Origin of the sequence: Paenibacillus hexagrammi, assembly GCF_021513275.1 — a bacterium.
GTDB classification, from domain to species: Bacteria; Bacillota; Bacilli; order Paenibacillales; family NBRC-103111; genus Paenibacillus_E; species Paenibacillus_E hexagrammi.
In genome coordinates this window covers 4,681,883-4,697,317 of record NZ_CP090978.1, presented here as the reverse complement: position 1 = coordinate 4,697,317, position 15,435 = coordinate 4,681,883, and the positions used below count along the sequence as shown (strand labels likewise).

The 15,435-nt window shown below is 48.3% G+C and carries 19 protein-coding genes; 18 read left to right on the top strand and 1 reads right to left on the bottom strand.

Features of this window, described 5'->3' with window-relative positions:
- Positions 1-29 precede the first annotated feature (29 nt).
- The 18 genes from L0M14_RS21185 (at position 30) to L0M14_RS21100 (ending at position 13,619) form a co-directional block, all read left to right on the top strand.
- A complete protein-coding gene (locus L0M14_RS21185; RefSeq protein WP_235118558.1) occupies positions 30-806 on the top strand; it encodes a DNA and RNA helicase in 777 nt (258 codons plus the stop codon).
- 34 nt (positions 807-840) lie between these two features.
- Positions 841-1,077 (top strand): hypothetical protein, encoded by a 237-nt coding sequence (locus L0M14_RS21180; protein WP_235118557.1) that lies wholly within the window; start codon positions 841-843, stop codon positions 1,075-1,077.
- On the top strand, positions 1,053-1,475 hold the full coding sequence (locus tag L0M14_RS21175) for a hypothetical protein (RefSeq protein WP_235118556.1): 423 nt from the start codon (positions 1,053-1,055) through the stop codon (positions 1,473-1,475). Before L0M14_RS21180 ends, L0M14_RS21175 begins: the two co-directional genes overlap by 25 nt.
- Positions 1,472-2,872: a contractile injection system protein, VgrG/Pvc8 family gene (locus L0M14_RS21170; protein WP_235118555.1), complete on the top strand. Its 1,401-nt coding sequence runs from the start codon at positions 1,472-1,474 to the stop codon at positions 2,870-2,872. Before L0M14_RS21175 ends, L0M14_RS21170 begins: the two co-directional genes overlap by 4 nt.
- A 26-nt stretch (positions 2,873-2,898) precedes the next feature.
- Positions 2,899-4,038 (top strand): pentapeptide repeat-containing protein, encoded by a 1,140-nt coding sequence (locus tag L0M14_RS21165; RefSeq protein ID WP_235122989.1) that lies wholly within the window; start codon positions 2,899-2,901, stop codon positions 4,036-4,038.
- Positions 4,035-4,583: a serine protease gene (locus L0M14_RS21160; RefSeq protein WP_235118554.1), complete on the top strand. Its 549-nt coding sequence runs from the start codon at positions 4,035-4,037 to the stop codon at positions 4,581-4,583. Before L0M14_RS21165 ends, L0M14_RS21160 begins: the two co-directional genes overlap by 4 nt.
- Entirely contained in the window at positions 4,580-5,008 is a 429-nt protein-coding gene (locus tag L0M14_RS21155) for a DUF4280 domain-containing protein (protein WP_235118553.1), read from the top strand. The genes L0M14_RS21160 and L0M14_RS21155 overlap by 4 nt, the downstream gene beginning before the upstream one ends.
- A 36-nt stretch (positions 5,009-5,044) precedes the next feature.
- Positions 5,045-6,127 carry a contractile injection system protein, VgrG/Pvc8 family gene (locus L0M14_RS21150; protein ID WP_235118552.1) on the top strand — a complete coding sequence of 361 codons (1,083 nt, stop codon included), beginning with the start codon at positions 5,045-5,047 and terminating at the stop codon, positions 6,125-6,127.
- On the top strand, positions 6,064-7,608 hold the full coding sequence (locus L0M14_RS21145) for a hypothetical protein (RefSeq protein ID WP_235118551.1): 1,545 nt from the start codon (positions 6,064-6,066) through the stop codon (positions 7,606-7,608). The genes L0M14_RS21150 and L0M14_RS21145 overlap by 64 nt, the downstream gene beginning before the upstream one ends.
- An 11-nt stretch (positions 7,609-7,619) precedes the next feature.
- Positions 7,620-7,796, top strand: coding sequence for an HNH/ENDO VII family nuclease (locus tag L0M14_RS21140; RefSeq protein WP_235118550.1), 177 nt, complete (start codon positions 7,620-7,622; stop codon positions 7,794-7,796).
- Between the two features lie 20 nt (positions 7,797-7,816).
- Complete coding sequence (locus L0M14_RS21135; protein WP_235118549.1) at positions 7,817-8,242, top strand: SMI1/KNR4 family protein; 426 nt, start codon at positions 7,817-7,819, stop codon at positions 8,240-8,242.
- Positions 8,243-8,648: 406 nt separating this feature from the next.
- Positions 8,649-9,428, top strand: coding sequence for a recombinase family protein (locus L0M14_RS21130; protein ID WP_235118548.1), 780 nt, complete (start codon positions 8,649-8,651; stop codon positions 9,426-9,428).
- Between the two features lie 159 nt (positions 9,429-9,587).
- Positions 9,588-10,832: an IS110 family RNA-guided transposase gene (locus L0M14_RS21125; protein ID WP_235122988.1), complete on the top strand. Its 1,245-nt coding sequence runs from the start codon at positions 9,588-9,590 to the stop codon at positions 10,830-10,832.
- 116 nt (positions 10,833-10,948) lie between these two features.
- Positions 10,949-11,434 (top strand): polymorphic toxin type 15 domain-containing protein, encoded by a 486-nt coding sequence (locus L0M14_RS21120; protein WP_311198921.1) that lies wholly within the window; start codon positions 10,949-10,951, stop codon positions 11,432-11,434.
- 14 nt (positions 11,435-11,448) lie between these two features.
- On the top strand, positions 11,449-11,967 hold the full coding sequence (locus L0M14_RS21115; RefSeq protein WP_350340481.1) for a GAD-like domain-containing protein: 519 nt from the start codon (positions 11,449-11,451) through the stop codon (positions 11,965-11,967).
- A 391-nt stretch (positions 11,968-12,358) separates the two neighbouring features.
- Positions 12,359-12,637 (top strand): preprotein translocase subunit TatA, encoded by a 279-nt coding sequence (locus L0M14_RS21110; RefSeq protein ID WP_235118547.1) that lies wholly within the window; start codon positions 12,359-12,361, stop codon positions 12,635-12,637.
- Positions 12,634-12,933 carry a hypothetical protein gene (locus tag L0M14_RS21105; RefSeq protein ID WP_235118546.1) on the top strand — a complete coding sequence of 100 codons (300 nt, stop codon included), beginning with the start codon at positions 12,634-12,636 and terminating at the stop codon, positions 12,931-12,933. Before L0M14_RS21110 ends, L0M14_RS21105 begins: the two co-directional genes overlap by 4 nt.
- Positions 12,934-13,052: 119 nt before the next feature.
- Positions 13,053-13,619 (top strand): helix-turn-helix domain-containing protein, encoded by a 567-nt coding sequence (locus L0M14_RS21100; protein WP_235118545.1) that lies wholly within the window; start codon positions 13,053-13,055, stop codon positions 13,617-13,619.
- A gap of 15 nt (positions 13,620-13,634) precedes the next feature.
- On the opposite strand, the gene L0M14_RS21095 is transcribed toward L0M14_RS21100, so the two are convergent.
- Positions 13,635-15,125, bottom strand: a complete 1,491-nt coding sequence (locus tag L0M14_RS21095; protein WP_235117997.1) for an IS5 family transposase — start codon at positions 15,123-15,125, stop codon at positions 13,635-13,637.
- Positions 15,126-15,435 lie beyond the last annotated feature (310 nt).

The following is a 15,435-nucleotide window of genomic DNA, read 5'->3' as shown; positions in this document are numbered from 1 at the left end:
GATTCATGGAAGAAAGGAGGGAGTTTCGTTTGTTTACGGATAGATTTCCGGAATTTCGCAAAGGACGAATTCTGAAGGCGGAGATGCTGGAGTGCGTGAGGGATTATCCGCGGAACCTGCTGGACATTCAGCTGCAGGACTATTCCGATGGCATTGTCGCAGGTTCCGGAATTCGCGTGGGAGAACGTCACATATTCATCGGCAGGGGGATGGTGAAGCATCAAGGCCGCATCTATGTGCTGCCGGAGGAGCTGCCACTGGAATACCGGGCTACCGGCGTCGAATGTGTGATTAAGCTTCGTCTGTTGAGCGAGCGTTCGGACGGCGACTTCACAGAGCGATTGAGCGAGGTTGTGCTGGATGAAGAGCTGAGCTGCAGTCCGGATGAGATGGAGCTGGGCCGCTTCAAATTGAAGGAAGGCGCCAGGATTCGTACGGACTACCGCAGCTTTGCTGATTATGCAACGGAGTACAACACCTTATGCGTCATCCATGCGCCTTATGCCGGTATCGGCGGTCCGACGCTGAATCCGCAGATGCTCCGCACATTCGCCTCCGAGCTGCTGCAAAGCGCTGCTACGGATGCCGCCGATCTTGCCTTCGGCATGACATGCCTGAACCAAGGTATAGCGGAGCGGACGATCATTCTGCATTATCTGGCCCGCAAGCTTGGTGCTCCTTACAAGGATTACACGAATGCGGTGATACACCGCAGCTTGTGCCGCATTTTGGAAAGCGTCAAGGCTGGGGGCACAGGACGTATGGGCCCTCGTTCCCATGGACCGCAGCGGATGATTGTGGATTGAAGAAATAGGGAAATGACGAAAGGATGGTGAAGGCATGGAAAAATTTATGGATGAAAGCATTATGGCGAAGCTGTATGAGGAAGCGGGAGATGAGAATGACACGGATGTGAAGGAACAAGGTCCGGATCCCGAGTCTCTTGTCATGCAGCCCTTGGTGAAGATCGGAGATGAGTGGGTTCCATTCGAGGATCGAGTTCTACTGGAGGGCAAAATCCGAAGCTGCGCACGCCCAGAACCTTTCATGAGATGTCCCCGGAAGTTGCAAAGCTGAAGTATCCGTCCAACCGCCGACCGAACTTGATTCTTACAGATGAGAGCACATCGGTGAATCTGGCCTTCAATTACTCTGAAACGCTGCTGGACGATGAAGATGTTGAAGATTTTACCAAAGCGATGGGACAGATGTTGAAGCGTTCCCAACCGGCGGCGCAATGGCTCAAGGAAGAAGTTGTAGAGATACATGGCAAGCCTGTTGGCTACAGCAGCTTTGTGATTCCAGTCGTAGATTCGGAGCTGTACCAGCTGATCTTCTATGTTTCCTTGGAAGGCAAAGCATTGCTGTGCACGTTTAATTGCTTGAAGGACCAAATGAAGGGCTGGGAACGCACAGCTGAGGGGATGATGTTCTCCCTGCAGAGCATACATAAGAAAGAGGAGGCGGCAGAATGAGTGTTTCGGCCCTCTCACACGATAACATCAAAGTCTCGCCCTATACGTTTACGAGCATCCAAAGCCTAGTGTGGACCCAGGCTGTCAACGAGCATGCTCGTCTTCATTTGACGGGAGTGGTGCCTGAGGAGCTGAAGGACAGCTACGTGACCGATACGCAAATCGGGACGCCTGTGACGATTGAGCAAGCAGACGACCAGGGGAAACGGACGTTGTTTCATGGCATGGTATTGAACATTAAGGTTAGAGCTGTAAGGGAAGTGTTCTACCTCGATGTGGAAGCGGTGTCCTATTCCTATGTCATGGATATTCAGCGCAAAAGCCGGTCGTTTCAGCATTCAGGGATGACGATTCCCGAGCTGCTGGCTAGACTGGCGTCCGACTATCCTGGCGCGGACATTATGGATGAAGCGACAGGCGGAGCGGCAATCGGCCGTCTGCTTTTGCAGTATCAAGAAACGGATTGGCAGTTTATGAAGCGGATCGCTTCTCATTTTCAAGCGGGGTTATTGCCGGCGCCGACATTCGAACAGCCGAAGATTGTTGTCGGCGTTCCGGATGGCGATGACAGAGGCGAACTCGAGGCTTTTAATTTTAGCGTAAAAAAACGTGTGTCCGACTTCCTCTATACCAAGGAAAATGCAGAATTTGCAGTGGGAGAGGAAGATTGTATCGACTATGAGGTCGAAACGTTGAAGCTGCTGAATCTGGGCAGTAAGGTCGACTTCCAAGGCAAGGCGTTGTATGTGAGGGAAGTGCATTCCGAGTTGGTCGACGGATTGATTCTTCATCGATATACCCTTTGTCCAAGAAATGGAATGAAGCCGAATCCCTTATTTAACGATTTGCTCATCGGCGCCTCCATCCAGGGGAAGGTCATAGGAGTCTCCAAGGATAAGGTCAGGGTACATCTGGACATCGATTCTTCAGCTCCTGAAGGCTCTTGGTGGTTCACCTATTCAACCGTCTACGCCGCAGGCGGAAGCAGCGGTTGGTACTGCATGCCAGAGATGGGAGACCGCGTGATTGTGCATGTTCCTAGCCGATTGGCGGAAGAAGCCGTGGCCATCAGCTCTCTGCGGCAAAACAACAATGCGGGAAGCCCGTCTGTTAAATATTTTCGCTCGGCTTCAGGCAAGGAAGTGAAGCTGACCTCTGAAGAGATCACAATTACGGGTAAGGACGGAGAAATCTTCATTCGTTTGCATGAAACAGAAGGAATTGAAATCATCAGTAAGAAGAACATCCAGCTTAAGACCGAGGAAGATATTACTTTGAACGCCGAGAAAAGCATACAAATCAGCGCGAAAGAATCGCTCGAGCTAACCTGCCGGGAAAGCAAGATCAGGATGGACGGACATACCGAGATCACCGGCAAGGAAGCCAAAACAAACTAACCGGGATGAGGAGCGGACAGGCCTTGATGCAGGATATAGCGTTAGCCGACTTTGAGACGGATGAAGTACAGTGGCGGGTCCAGGCAGCCCTGCTGGAGCTGGACTTGTATGTTCGAACTCATATAGATGCCTTGACTCAAGGTTTCATCGAAGCCATGAGAGAGGTGTGCGTTCAGGCTGCTGCCCTGCAGCAGCAAGGAGAGAAGGGGGACATCGCTTATGTGACGTGTTCCATGCTGCGAACGGAAATTCTGGATGGCGGAAATCGCTATGTGGCGGAAGCTTTTGACTCCCGATGGTTCTTCGATCGCAAGCTTTGTGAAGTGGAATATGACGCTTCTTGGGCGTTTGGTTATCTTCAACGCTGCAGGCAAGAGTGGCTGCAGGCGGCTGAGTCGTATCACGGGACCGTCAAAGCGCCGGACATTGAACGGATTATGCTGCGGGAAGCCCGCAACTTCCATGCCTATCTCGTAACCGTAACCAGGTACGCCATGCCTGAAGTCATTCGTTTGCCTGAGTATCAACAGCTTACACGGTCGCAAACGGTAGAATTTCGCCTTGGCGAATACATGGATCTGAGCGAAGTGGTATACAAGGATGACTTTCGTGAGACGGATTCGGAAGCTGTTCGCCGAACGCTGGCTGCTGAAGAGGAATCGGCGTATCGCTATGAAGTGTTCAACCATGCCCATCTCCAAGACCTAGAACTTGAGAAGGTCGACCTTCGGTACTCACGCTTGAATCAGTGCGATCTCTCGCGAAGTGTGTGGAATGGAGCCGTGCTGATGGGTACCCGCTGGGAGTCTTGCATGCTTGCGCATACCGATTTGAGCTTTAGTCTCCTGCTGGGTGCAGATTTCTCAGGCTGCATGCTGAAAGGTGCCAAGCTGCAGGGGATTATAGCCGGTCAAGGGACGATGCAGATGTCGGAGGGGGCCGTGCCCGTCAGTTTTAGAGGAGCTGATGTGCAGGAAGCGGATTTTACAGGCGCGGATCTGCGAGGCGCGATATTCATCGATGCGAATGTGCGGCATACGAACTTTCAAGGCGCTCGACTCGATCAGGCGCTCTTTTCATTCGAAGCCAGAGAGCAGCTTGCGCTGAGCGAAGAGCAGCTGCAGTCGGTCATTTGGGTGAAAGCGCAGGGGGAGGCAGGCGCATGAGATATTTTCAGATTACGGAGGATGAGCGGATTCTGAATGCCGCAAAGCCCATGGGAATAACGGATATTCCCAAAGAAATGCTCACCCGTGAACGTGTTCACGAGCTTGATGATTGGCTGCTTCAATTCCAGGTGCGGGAACAGCCGGGCGGGGGGAGATTCGTGGATTTCATCGAGCGTCCGATCCCGCTGTATTCCGAACCTTTCAAGCGTCACCTGGAAAAATGCTCGAAGCAGCTGCACGTTCAACCGGTCGTACTCACCGATCTCAAACACTTGAAGCAGGAATCCTACTGGTTGGTGGTGCCACCGGTTGTTCACTGTGTATCCGAACAGAGCGAATTTCGCAAGGACGGCACGCTTCAACAGCTGGTCATCCAAGAAGAGCAGATCAGGCATCCTTTTTTCAAGGTTGGGGGGTTGCTGGAGGATGTGTTGGTCGTCGACCTGGCGATGGCGGAGAGTATCTTGCGGCGAGGTTTGACCGGTATGAGGTTTAAGCGGCTGTCTAGTGTTGCTAAGGGGAAGGAGATGACAAGCGGATGAATATCATTCGAGGGCCAATCGAGGTCAAGCGGAGCGGCGGACAGACGCAGCAAACCTTTGTCGTGGCTGGGGCGGTCGTGAGCTGCAGCTGCGGGAATATGCGAACCAGACTGACGATGCCGCTGAGTCACGGGGTATCGATCAAGGGGAAACCGCAGCTAACCGTGGAGGATTACAAGCCGTACCAGAATATTATGCCCTTTGGCATGTGCTGTACGATTCAGAATCCGGAGGTGAATGCGGCAACGACTGCCAATGAGAATGTGCTGCGGCCGATGCCCTGCAAGCCCGTCATTCAGATGCCATGGACGCACGGAAAGCAAGATAAGCTCATTGAAGGAAAGCCTGCTTTGCTCAGTCCATCCACCACGACCTGCCAATATAACGGGATCATTTCAATCGAGGATGACGGACAGGAAATGTAGAGCGGCACACCGATATGGAAAGGAGGGAGCAAGTGAGTGGAAGCCGTAGAGAAGGCAATGGGATATGGCAATATCCGCATCATCTCGCCCTATGAGCTGCAAACCATACAGCACATGGACATCATTAGGCATCCCGGAGAGCATGCCAGGCTGACTCTCTCGGGAATCATCCCGGAGGAACATGGAACTTCCTACATGGAACACTCCAGCAGCAGAGATACCGTGGAGATCCAAATTGTAGAGGAGAACGGCTCAGCCAGGCGTTTGTTCAAAGGGATCGTCTCCTTACTGAAGATTAAGGCCGTTCAGGGCATTTATTACCTGGAGCTGGAATGCAGCTCCTATACCGCTATTATGGATTTGAAGCGTAAGAGCCGTTCATTCCCGAACCCACACATGACCTATGGAGAGCTTATCGAAACCGTCATGTCGGATTATGAACAGTCGGATGTGCTCGACTATGCCACGGGTTCTTCCGCTTTAGGGTCATTTACCTTACAATATATGGAGACGGATTGGCAATTTTTGAAACGAATGGCTTCGCACTTTGGTTCTGTACTTATGGCCGATGCTGCTGGGGATGGGCCTAAACTGATGGTGGGTCTGCCGGATGGCAGAATGCGATCGCTGCCGGAAGAGCCGTTCATGGTCAAACGAAGCCTTGCCGAGTGGATGAACATCGCGTTCAACGATGGGCACGGCAGCGAAGGAGAATTCACCGCTTATTCCATAGTGACGGACCAATCGTACCAGATCGGAGACAAAGTGATGTTCCGGGAAGGGGAACTCACCGTAGTCGGGTACACAGCTGCATTAACAGACGGGCTTCTAAGTTATACCTACATGCTGTCTCCCCTTGAAGCAGGAATGAGTGTTCTGCGAATCCTCAACCATGAGATGACGGGAGCGACCCTCCTTGGCAGTGTACAGGAGGTCAAGGGTCATTCGGTGAAGGTCAAGCTGGATATCGACGAGGGGCGTAAGGGCGCGGCTTCAGGCTGGTTCCCGTACGCCTCCGCATACTCCGCCGAAGGTTCCGGCGGGGGCTCTACGATATGCCAGGGACCGGCGATCGGGTACAGCTCTATGTGCCGGGGTGTGAGGAAGGAGGGACCGTAGCCGTAGGCTCCATCCATAAGAGCCCTCCATCTAGCGACCCTTCGGTGAAATATTGGCGTAACCAAGGCAAAGAAGTCTTGTTCGGGGGACAGGCCCTGACAATGACCGCCAAAAGGGATACAAACAGCGAGGGCATCTACCTGAAGCTGGACCTTGAAGAGGGAATCCATATCCAGAGTGACCAGGGCATTTTCCTTCATAGCGACAAGGATTTGATCTTCGAAGCCGAGAAGAGCTTAACGCTGCATGCTGAGGATGCCATCTACCTGCTTTGTGAAGACAGCAGCATCATCCTGGATGGGAATGCAGATGTACGGGCGGATGAAATTAAGATGGAGGGCACGCTCAAAGTACCCGTCTTCGTAGCACCGCTGCCGGCGGAGCTGGCTTCCATTGTGCCGCCGGTCATTGAGCAGGAGTCTGCGATCCTGCAGCGAAGAAGAGAAGAAGCGGAGAAGAAGAAGGGCGGCTTCTGGGGCAAATTGCTTGATGGCGTGCAAATTGCACTAGACGTCGTGGGTCTTATTCCCGGACTCGGAGAGGTCGCTGACCTTGCGAATGCAGGCATCTCGCTTGCCCGCGGAGACTATGTGGGGGCAGCGCTATCTCTAGCAGCGTGCATACCATTCGCAGGCTGGGCAGCCACCGGCGCTAAGTTCGCCAGACGAGGCATGGAGATGTACCAAGCAGGCCGAGCAGTCGTGAAAGCCGCCACGAAGGCGGCGGACGCGGTGCGATCTGTAGTGAAGGCAGGAGAAGCCATCCTTGGCAAAGTCTTCACTTCCGCAAGGAAAGCGGTAGAGAAGCTGGACGTGCATCAAGTCATAGATAAGATAAAGTCCAGCATGAACAAGGCAGTCTTACGGGCCCAAGAGAGCATAGCCAAGCTGGAAACACGAATTGATACGGTGAAACAAGCCGTAAAGAATAAATTGGTTTCCGATGCCAACGAAATAGGCAAGCTCGTGCTGAAAGCGGGCGAGCTCAGCGGTAATGCTTTGAAAACAGCCATGAACAGATTGGCGATGAACCTCGAACCGAAATTGGCGACAAGCACAGGCCATCATGCATTCAATGAAGCTGTAGAGAATACAGGGGAACAAGCAATTAAAAAGACAGAGGTGCAGCTGAATTACAACAAAGCGATGGCTGAAGCTGAAGAGGAAGCGGCGGCGAGAGCAGCGAAAGAGAAGGCTGTGGCTGAGGGGACGGGTGAAATTCCTACCAAGTTAAAAGCCACAAAGCTATCTTCAGAAAAGATTGATCTTGAGTGGTTACCCGATAAATACACTGCCGTTGAAGTTAAAGGCACTGTTAAAGTAGCAGGTAAAGAAGTCGATGTTTCAAGAAGAGTTTACCAAATCGAGATTGATAAAAAATACTATCCAAAAGATCCGAGTGCGGCTGGAATGAGCAACAAAGAATTAATGGAAAAAGGAGAGCTCCTTATGTTATTAAGGATGGTGAGGAGAGCAGAGTAGAATTACACCATTTGATTCAGCAAGAGCCGGGAGGAATGGTGGAAATAGCTGAAACAACGCATGATAAATATAGTTCTACTTTACATGGCTTGGTAGAAGATGGTAATAGTTTTAGAAATGATCCTGATCTTGAAAAGCAGTATAATAATTTTAGGAGCAATTACTGGAAGATGCGTGCAAATGAATAATTGGGAAGGGGCGAATATGCATGAACGAAACAATTAGTAAAATGATTGAGGAGTATTCCGAAGAAAAAGATTTCTTTGGAGAGGTATCTGAGGAATATATTCAGAGTGCCGAAGAAGCACTTGGATTAAAATTCCCACAAAGTTATAGGGGATTTGTAATTAGTTATGGATCTGGCGGGATATGTGGTGTTGAAATCTTAGGGGTTCAAGGTAAACTTGGTGCTTCAGTAGTAAAGTCAACAGAAAGATGGAGGAAATTGGGGTTAAGTGATGGCCTTATTGTGATTGAAGATTCGGGGGAATTTGTAAGGTGTATGTATTCCGCCGATTTTGTTGACGAAAAAGTTTATACTTGGGACAGAAATGGAAAGGAATTGTCTGTGAGGTATGATACGTTTGACGATTATGTTATAGATATGTTTCAGGAAGGGATCGACAATTTATAGGCAATGACCTTTTATTTACCGAACCTTGATCGAGTGCTCGTCACTCAGTCAAGGTTTTTATTTGTCCTATATTCTACTATTCCCTAAGCATTAGAACGCGCTAAAATCGAAACTCGTGCGCTAAAAAAGCATGCTGAATCAGCAGACCCGTAGTAAAAATCGTATTTGAAAACCAGTAGCTCATGCAAATTGTTTGATCACAAATACAGGAACATCATGCGCATAGGGCTTATTTCAAGTTCAGTACCTCATGCAAGTAATTTGGGAACGAAATTCACCCCCATGCTTATAATTTGGACCTCTTGTCAGGAAGCGGCCGATCTCATACAATCTCACAGAAGCAGGAGATATGCTGATTAGCAAGGGTTACAGCAACTTGAAATGCTGTAACCAAGGGGGAGAAACGATGCAAAATGTCGTTGGATATGTCCGAGTATCGACTCAAGGACAAGTAAAAGACGGTTATAGTCTGCAATATCAGGTTGATGAAATAAACCGATATTGTCAAGAAAATAACTTGAAACTGCTCCGAATTTACGAAGATCGAGGTATTAGTGGGGCCAAAGTCGATGAAGAAGGCTTGACCGTTGAACGTGAAGGTTTGCAAAACATGCTTGCCGACATCAGCCAGTTGAATATTCAAGGAGTTATCGTCTTGAATACTTCGCGTTTGTGGCGTTCGGACATGGCAAAGGTATTGATTCAGCGGGAATTAAAGCGGCATCGAGTCGATGTGAAGGCGATAGAACAGCTGAATTACAGTATTTATGCCTATGACCCGAACGACTTCTTGGTCAACGGAATGCTGGAGCTACTGGATCAGTACCAACGTCTTGAGATCGCATTGAAGCTTGGCAGAGGGAGAAGAAAAAAGGCGGAGCAAGGCGGTTATGCAGGTGGAGGAATCCCCTTCGGCTATAAAGTGATCAAAGGCAACAAACTGCTGGTAGTCGATGATCGCAAAGCAGCGATTGTCAGGCGGTTATTTGAACTGAAGCAACAGAACCTTCATTGGATATTGGCTCAGTACGCAGATCAGCTGAACAAGGAAGGTTATACGACTGATCAAGGCAAGAGCTTCACCAAAGTGCAGATCAAACGGATTTTCGACCATGAACCGGTTTACCGAGGCACATATTCATACGGCAGTATTGAAGCGGTTGGTCAACACCAAGCCATCATCTAAAAAAAATTACGGTCTGCTTAAAAAATGAGCGGATAATTCTATATGTCAATTGAACTGAAAGAATGGACTGGCTGGCGTCCCATTGCGGGTCTTCGGACTAACGCTCGAGCTGAGGTTGCCGACATTCTTTCCATTTCATTGACACATGGAGGGATTTCGATGCGCCATTACAAGGAAAAGCATATTTATGTCGGCGTGGACTTGCACAAGCATACCCATACCGCCGTTATTGTCAACTGCTGGAATGAAAAGCTCGGAGAAATTCAATTCAACAATATTCCGAATGCTTTTCCGGACTTTCTTCAGCAGGTAAAGGGCTATGCCAAAAGAGGCGTAACGCCACTTTTTGGACTTGAAGATGTCGGTGGATACGGGAGGTCTCTTGCCGTCTATCTGCTTGAAGAAAAGCAGAAGGTAAAGGAAGTCAATACAGCTCTGTCTTATGCTGAACGGAAAAGCTACCCAACTACAAAGAAAAATGATAGTTGGGATGCCGAATGTTTAGCCAAAATCCTACTGAATAAGCTGGACATCCTGCCGGATGCGAACGTGCAAGATGTATACTGGACAATGGGTCAGCTTGTATCCCGAAGAACAGGCTTGATTAGGTCGCAAATCTCGTTGAAGAACCAACTTCATGCCCAACTCAGTCACCACTATCCGAGCTACAAGAAGTTTTTCAGCGATATTGACGGCAAGTGTGCGCTTGTCTTTTGGCATACGTTTCCTTCACCACAATTGCTTGAAGATATGACAGCAGAAGAGTTGGCAAAAGTATTGCGAAAGGCAAGCCACAACACCTGCTCGACGAAGAAGGCGGAGGAAATCTTAGCTTTGGTGAAACGGGATGGCGACACCACCCGAGATTATCAGCACTATCGAGATTTCTTGATTCAAAGCTTTGTTCGGGACCTGCGATTCAAGCAGGAAGAGATGAAGAATATTCATGATGAGATCAAGACACTGCTCGGTCAGCTTGATTATAAGCTGGAAACGATGCCAGGCATTGATCTCGTTACCGCGGCGTACTTGATCGCAGAGATTGGTGACATTAACCGATTCCCAAGTGCTGATAAACTGGCGAGATTCGCAGGAGTCGCCCCGGTATTATTCAGTTCCGCGGGTAAAGGGAAAGAACAGAAGAGTAAGCAAGGCAACCGTATCCTTCATGGTCTATTTTATAACCTTGCCGTTCAACAAGTACAAGTAGCTAAAGGCAGCCGCAAGCCGAGAAATCCCTTCTTCCATGAATATTATCATCGGAAGATCGCCGAAGGAAAGTCGAAAAAGCAAGCGTTGGTGTGCGTGATGCGTAGACTCGTCAACATCATTTATGGGATGATGAAGAACAAGACGGAGTTCGTTTTACCGGATGCAAAGTCGATAGAAAAGCAAGTTGGATAAGGCTTATAATGGTGGTAACTGGAAGAAATGACAGGTGCCACTTTTTCATAGAAGGAATCAGCTTTACAACTTAGGGTACGGTTAAAGTTAATAAAACTTCAGTAAACGTACCTAGGATTGAAGAAATAGATGTTAAATTTAAACGCAATAAAAAACATGATTCTGAGGAATTTAAAAGGCAATTAAAAGATCAACAAGACGGAATTAATGAGTTAACTGTAGAAGAGTTTATTGCTAATAGGGATAGGTATTTGAAAGATGGCAGGGCATTGGAAGGGGACGCCGCTCAAAAATTAGCTAGGAAGAAGGCGCTTCAAGATAAGATTGATGAATTTCGTGAAGAAGGTTTATCATATCAAGAGGCAGAACAAAAAGCTAATGAGTGGATAAAGGATAAGGCAGCACTGCATAACCCTGACCAAATTGCTGGTGGTTATCCAGAAAAAATTGACGGGTTGGGTGATTTGGGGATTAATTCATCCCTTGGATCACAGTGGAAAAATAAAATTGGAGAATTGGATAAAAAAATTAGAGACTTAGCTAAAAATATGACAGAAGAAGAAAGAAAGTCTACCTATTTGAATATCAAATTAACAGAGTAATTAGAGGAGGAAGTATGTCTAAAATCTTTGATGATTTTAAGTTTAAAGAAAAGACCCCTATAAGTGTTATTGAAAAATACAAGGATAATGTACCCGTCCAAGTGGTTGAAGTATGGAGAAATTTCGGATTTGGTGGCATTAATAATGGTTATCTTAGGGTTGTAAATCCCGACGATTTTCAAGAAGTATTAAATGACACTTATAGTAGAAATCAAAGGGCTATTCCATTATTCACTACAGCTATGGGCGATATTTTAGTTTGGGAAGATGAGTATTTATTGTCACTTAATTACAGAAAACATAAAGTGAACGTAGTGGCAAAAAATTTCAAGTTCTTTTTTAATGATATCTTTGATGATTATTACCTAAATAATGCTCTAGATTGGTCCCCATATCCAGATGCAATTAAAAAATATGAAACACCTGCTTTTGATGAATGTTTCGGTTATGTTCCTCTTCTTGGGTTAGGGGGCAGAAAAAGTGGAAAATTTAAAAAAAGTGAAGTTGATAGAACATATCTATTTGATAACTGAATTCATGGGTGAGATTGAGTGACTCAAGTAATTGGTTCAATTTTTTGGTTGGGGGCTACCCAGTGCTGAATGAACTCATAATTCACCGACGTTGCCCGCCTCGCATCACGCACCGTCTATTAAGCGGGCGGGAGATAACGAAGCTAAGCAATATCAAGTTTCCATGCCAGTGCGAAGATTTAACCGAATGAGAAAATCATCAGATAGTGTGACGAGATGCGGTAATCTAATGGAGTTAATTAGGGAATTACCGTTAATTTCTATGTAGTCTTGTTATTCACGGATTACTCCCGTTGTGACAAATTCAAGAATCCAAAAACGTCCTATGCTTCTGTATGTCTGGTGTGATTCCTGCCTGTAGAGTGTCTAACCTATAAGGGAGGACACTTGAATGGAGAAATCATTCATGAATCACCCAGTCAATGAATGCATTCAGAAGCTAGGGCTAACACACCGAGCGTTTGTTGTCTTGTATGACATCTCATGGGAAAGGTTTCGTAGTTGCTTGTATGGTTACACCGATTCCATCCCCCGCGCCATCCTGAATGTCATGGTACAGCATGGCTATGATGAGCAAGAAGCACAGCGGCAGTATCTCTTATGGAGGAAATGGACAGTCCAGCAAAAGCTAACCGCCCCCGCCGCCGCAGAAGGAAGGGCGCATCCATGAAACGACTACCGTTAGATACAGCCTTGACCCTGATGCGGCGGGAGAACGTGCTCGGACATTGTTCCAATGGTATGGACGAGCTTGTCGGCATCTTCGTAAAGTATGTCAAAGACCCGATGTCACAAGAGCAAGTCGAGCTTAGCCTCGCTCATTACCTTGCTAAATCGAAGCACAATGATGTCGTTCAACGGAATCAAGTCTTAGCAAAGGTTGCTCGATTCTTAAATCAGTATGATTGGCGGCTATCTGACGATCATATGGATTACTATCGTAAATACTTGCCGTTGTTTGGCTAACCTATCCCCGCCGTTGTGCGGGGATTTCTTTTTATACAGGTCTTAACTGCCGCGTCACCTCTTCGTATAGAGAAATTGAAGGAGCATCGCTCCTGAAAACATAGAAAAGGATGATGAACATGGCAGGATATCAATGGTTGGATGACATGAAAAACCAGTTTCACTACATTGACGACGAGGGCGCATTCGCGGAACTGGACGGAGAACAGGAGAAAGGCAGTTACGTAACATGCCGCCAAGTGAATAATACTTACTTCCTATCCGTTCCTCAAGTGCTGAGAAGGTGCTTCTTTCTTTCAGTAAATGAAAAGGCGGTGCTGTGGGAGTTGATGTCGTGGCTTGATGATATCGGGTATAGTCGAGTCTCTCTCAAAACGCTAAGTCTGTATACAGGAATTTCTGAAAAAACGGTTAGTACCATGCTCAATGGGCTTGTAATGAAGGGGATTATTCGTAGAAAACATACGTCCTCGACAGATATATTCATGGTTTGCGATCTGTCGAAAAACCCTTATATACTCCTGAGCGAGGGGATTCATTATTGGATAAGAACCTTTATCCGCCGATGCCTTCCCGAAGAAAATAGAGCCAGAAAAATAGAAAACCTGTTTGCATACGATGTTCCCCTATCCTTGAATCTTGCTCGTAAGGCGGTGAATAAGATTGTCCGTAACCCTCGTATCTAGGGCTTGCTGAACGAATCAATTTAGTTTCAAAAGCCTCACGTTCACGCATAGCCGAACCGTTTGCAACCCCGCGAAAAAAGACAGAAAGAAAAGCCGTAGTCTTCGCTCCAGATTCATCACGAGGAACTGCATGCTGATGACCGTCTCGCTCGTCGCCTGAAGGCGTGCTCGAATACGACCAAGCCCATAGCAACGCTTGCCCTCGCCGAATTTGCCTTCGATTGCGTTACGTTCCGATGCGTCGACCTTGGAGAGGCGCTTGGCTTCCTCTTGATTAGCGGATGGTCGCCCAAGTTGCGGTCCGCTGAGGCGGATGCCCAAACCCTTGCAATACCGCAGGTTTTCACGGTTACGGTAGATCTGATCCGCAAGCACCGCTTCGGGGTAGAAGCCAAATCGTTTGTAGTAGGCTTCGACTGAGGCCTTCAGCGTGAGACCTTCGTTGAAATTGTCCCAATCCCGTTTCTCTTCAAACGCAAAGCCGTTCACCAAGCTGATGGCGACTTTCGCGCCAAACTCTACGCTGGCCTTTGCCTTGCCGCGCACAATGGGACGAACGTGCGGTTGCGAGATGCTGACGATCCGATCCGGGATGCTGTGCGAGCGTTCATCGAACATCTGCCGTTGCTGGCGGTACAGCTCCTGAATGACCAACAGTTTTTTGTACAGGCTCCTAGGCAGTGCCGACAGATGACTAGTTTCAGCTAAAGCAGCAACCGTTCGTAAGTTGCGCGCAACGAACCGCAGTTGCTTTCCGATCGCTTTGCGCATCGTGCGGGGCTTTACGCGCCGCTGCTTGGACACAGCAAGGTACGCCTTCCTGGCTTTTTGCCGATAGGTTCGCGGTTTTGCGGTCTTTCCACGGTGCGGCTGATGAAGCAGGTCAATGATGATTTCCAGTTTTTCGCGCGCATCATTCAGCAGCGACAGGTCGGTTGGATACGCCATGTCGGCGGGAGCGCAGGTGGCATCAAGGAGCAGCTTTCCTTGATGAAGAGGCGCTTCGGCGTTTTGATGCGTGAGACTCCCGCTTGCGCTTCCTGCAGCGTTGCCTCCACTGGAGTCGTCATCATCCGAGCCTTGCTCGTCTGTCTGTTTCTGGACCTCTTCGAGGGCAATCCATTCATTCACTTCTTGAAGGACGTCGCTGCCAAGTCGCTTACGGAAGTGAGTCATAAGTGATGCGTGAAACGGACGTCGATTCTGATAACCAGGCAACCCCAGGAAGTACTGCAGATACGGGTTCTCCAGAATCTGCTGAAGTGTTTCTCGGTCATCGGTCCCGAGCCGCTCTTGAATGATGAGCGCCCCGAGCGCGACACGGACGGGTACCGCTTTTTGACCCTTTTGGCTCCTTTTGAAGGATTTGGCGTACTTCTCCTCAACCTTTGCCCATGGGATCATCGCCGCGAGAAGCACCCAGCGGTTATCTTCGCTTAATTTTCCACCAAACGGCAGGAAGAAGTCGCCTGGCAGAATGAGCTGACCTTCACTTCGCTGAAACATGATTTTGCCCTCCAGATGCACGGTTTTTACCGGACTACCTACCGGTTTCCTTGCATCCTATTTCGACAAAAGGACGGTTAAACCCTTGTTATTTCTAGGTTTTTTTTCGTTCAGCAAGCCCTATCTATGAACACTTCATTCAGAAGCTCAAACAAGAGGGAAGTTTCAAGGAACAGTACGAGGAAACGATCAATGAGGTGATGAAAACGTTGGAAGGTTACTATGAAGAGGAGAACCAAAAGCTCGCATAGTTCAAATTTTGGGATATACAGCTTGGAGCCGAAGCATTTACAGCGGGTGAAGGTGAACA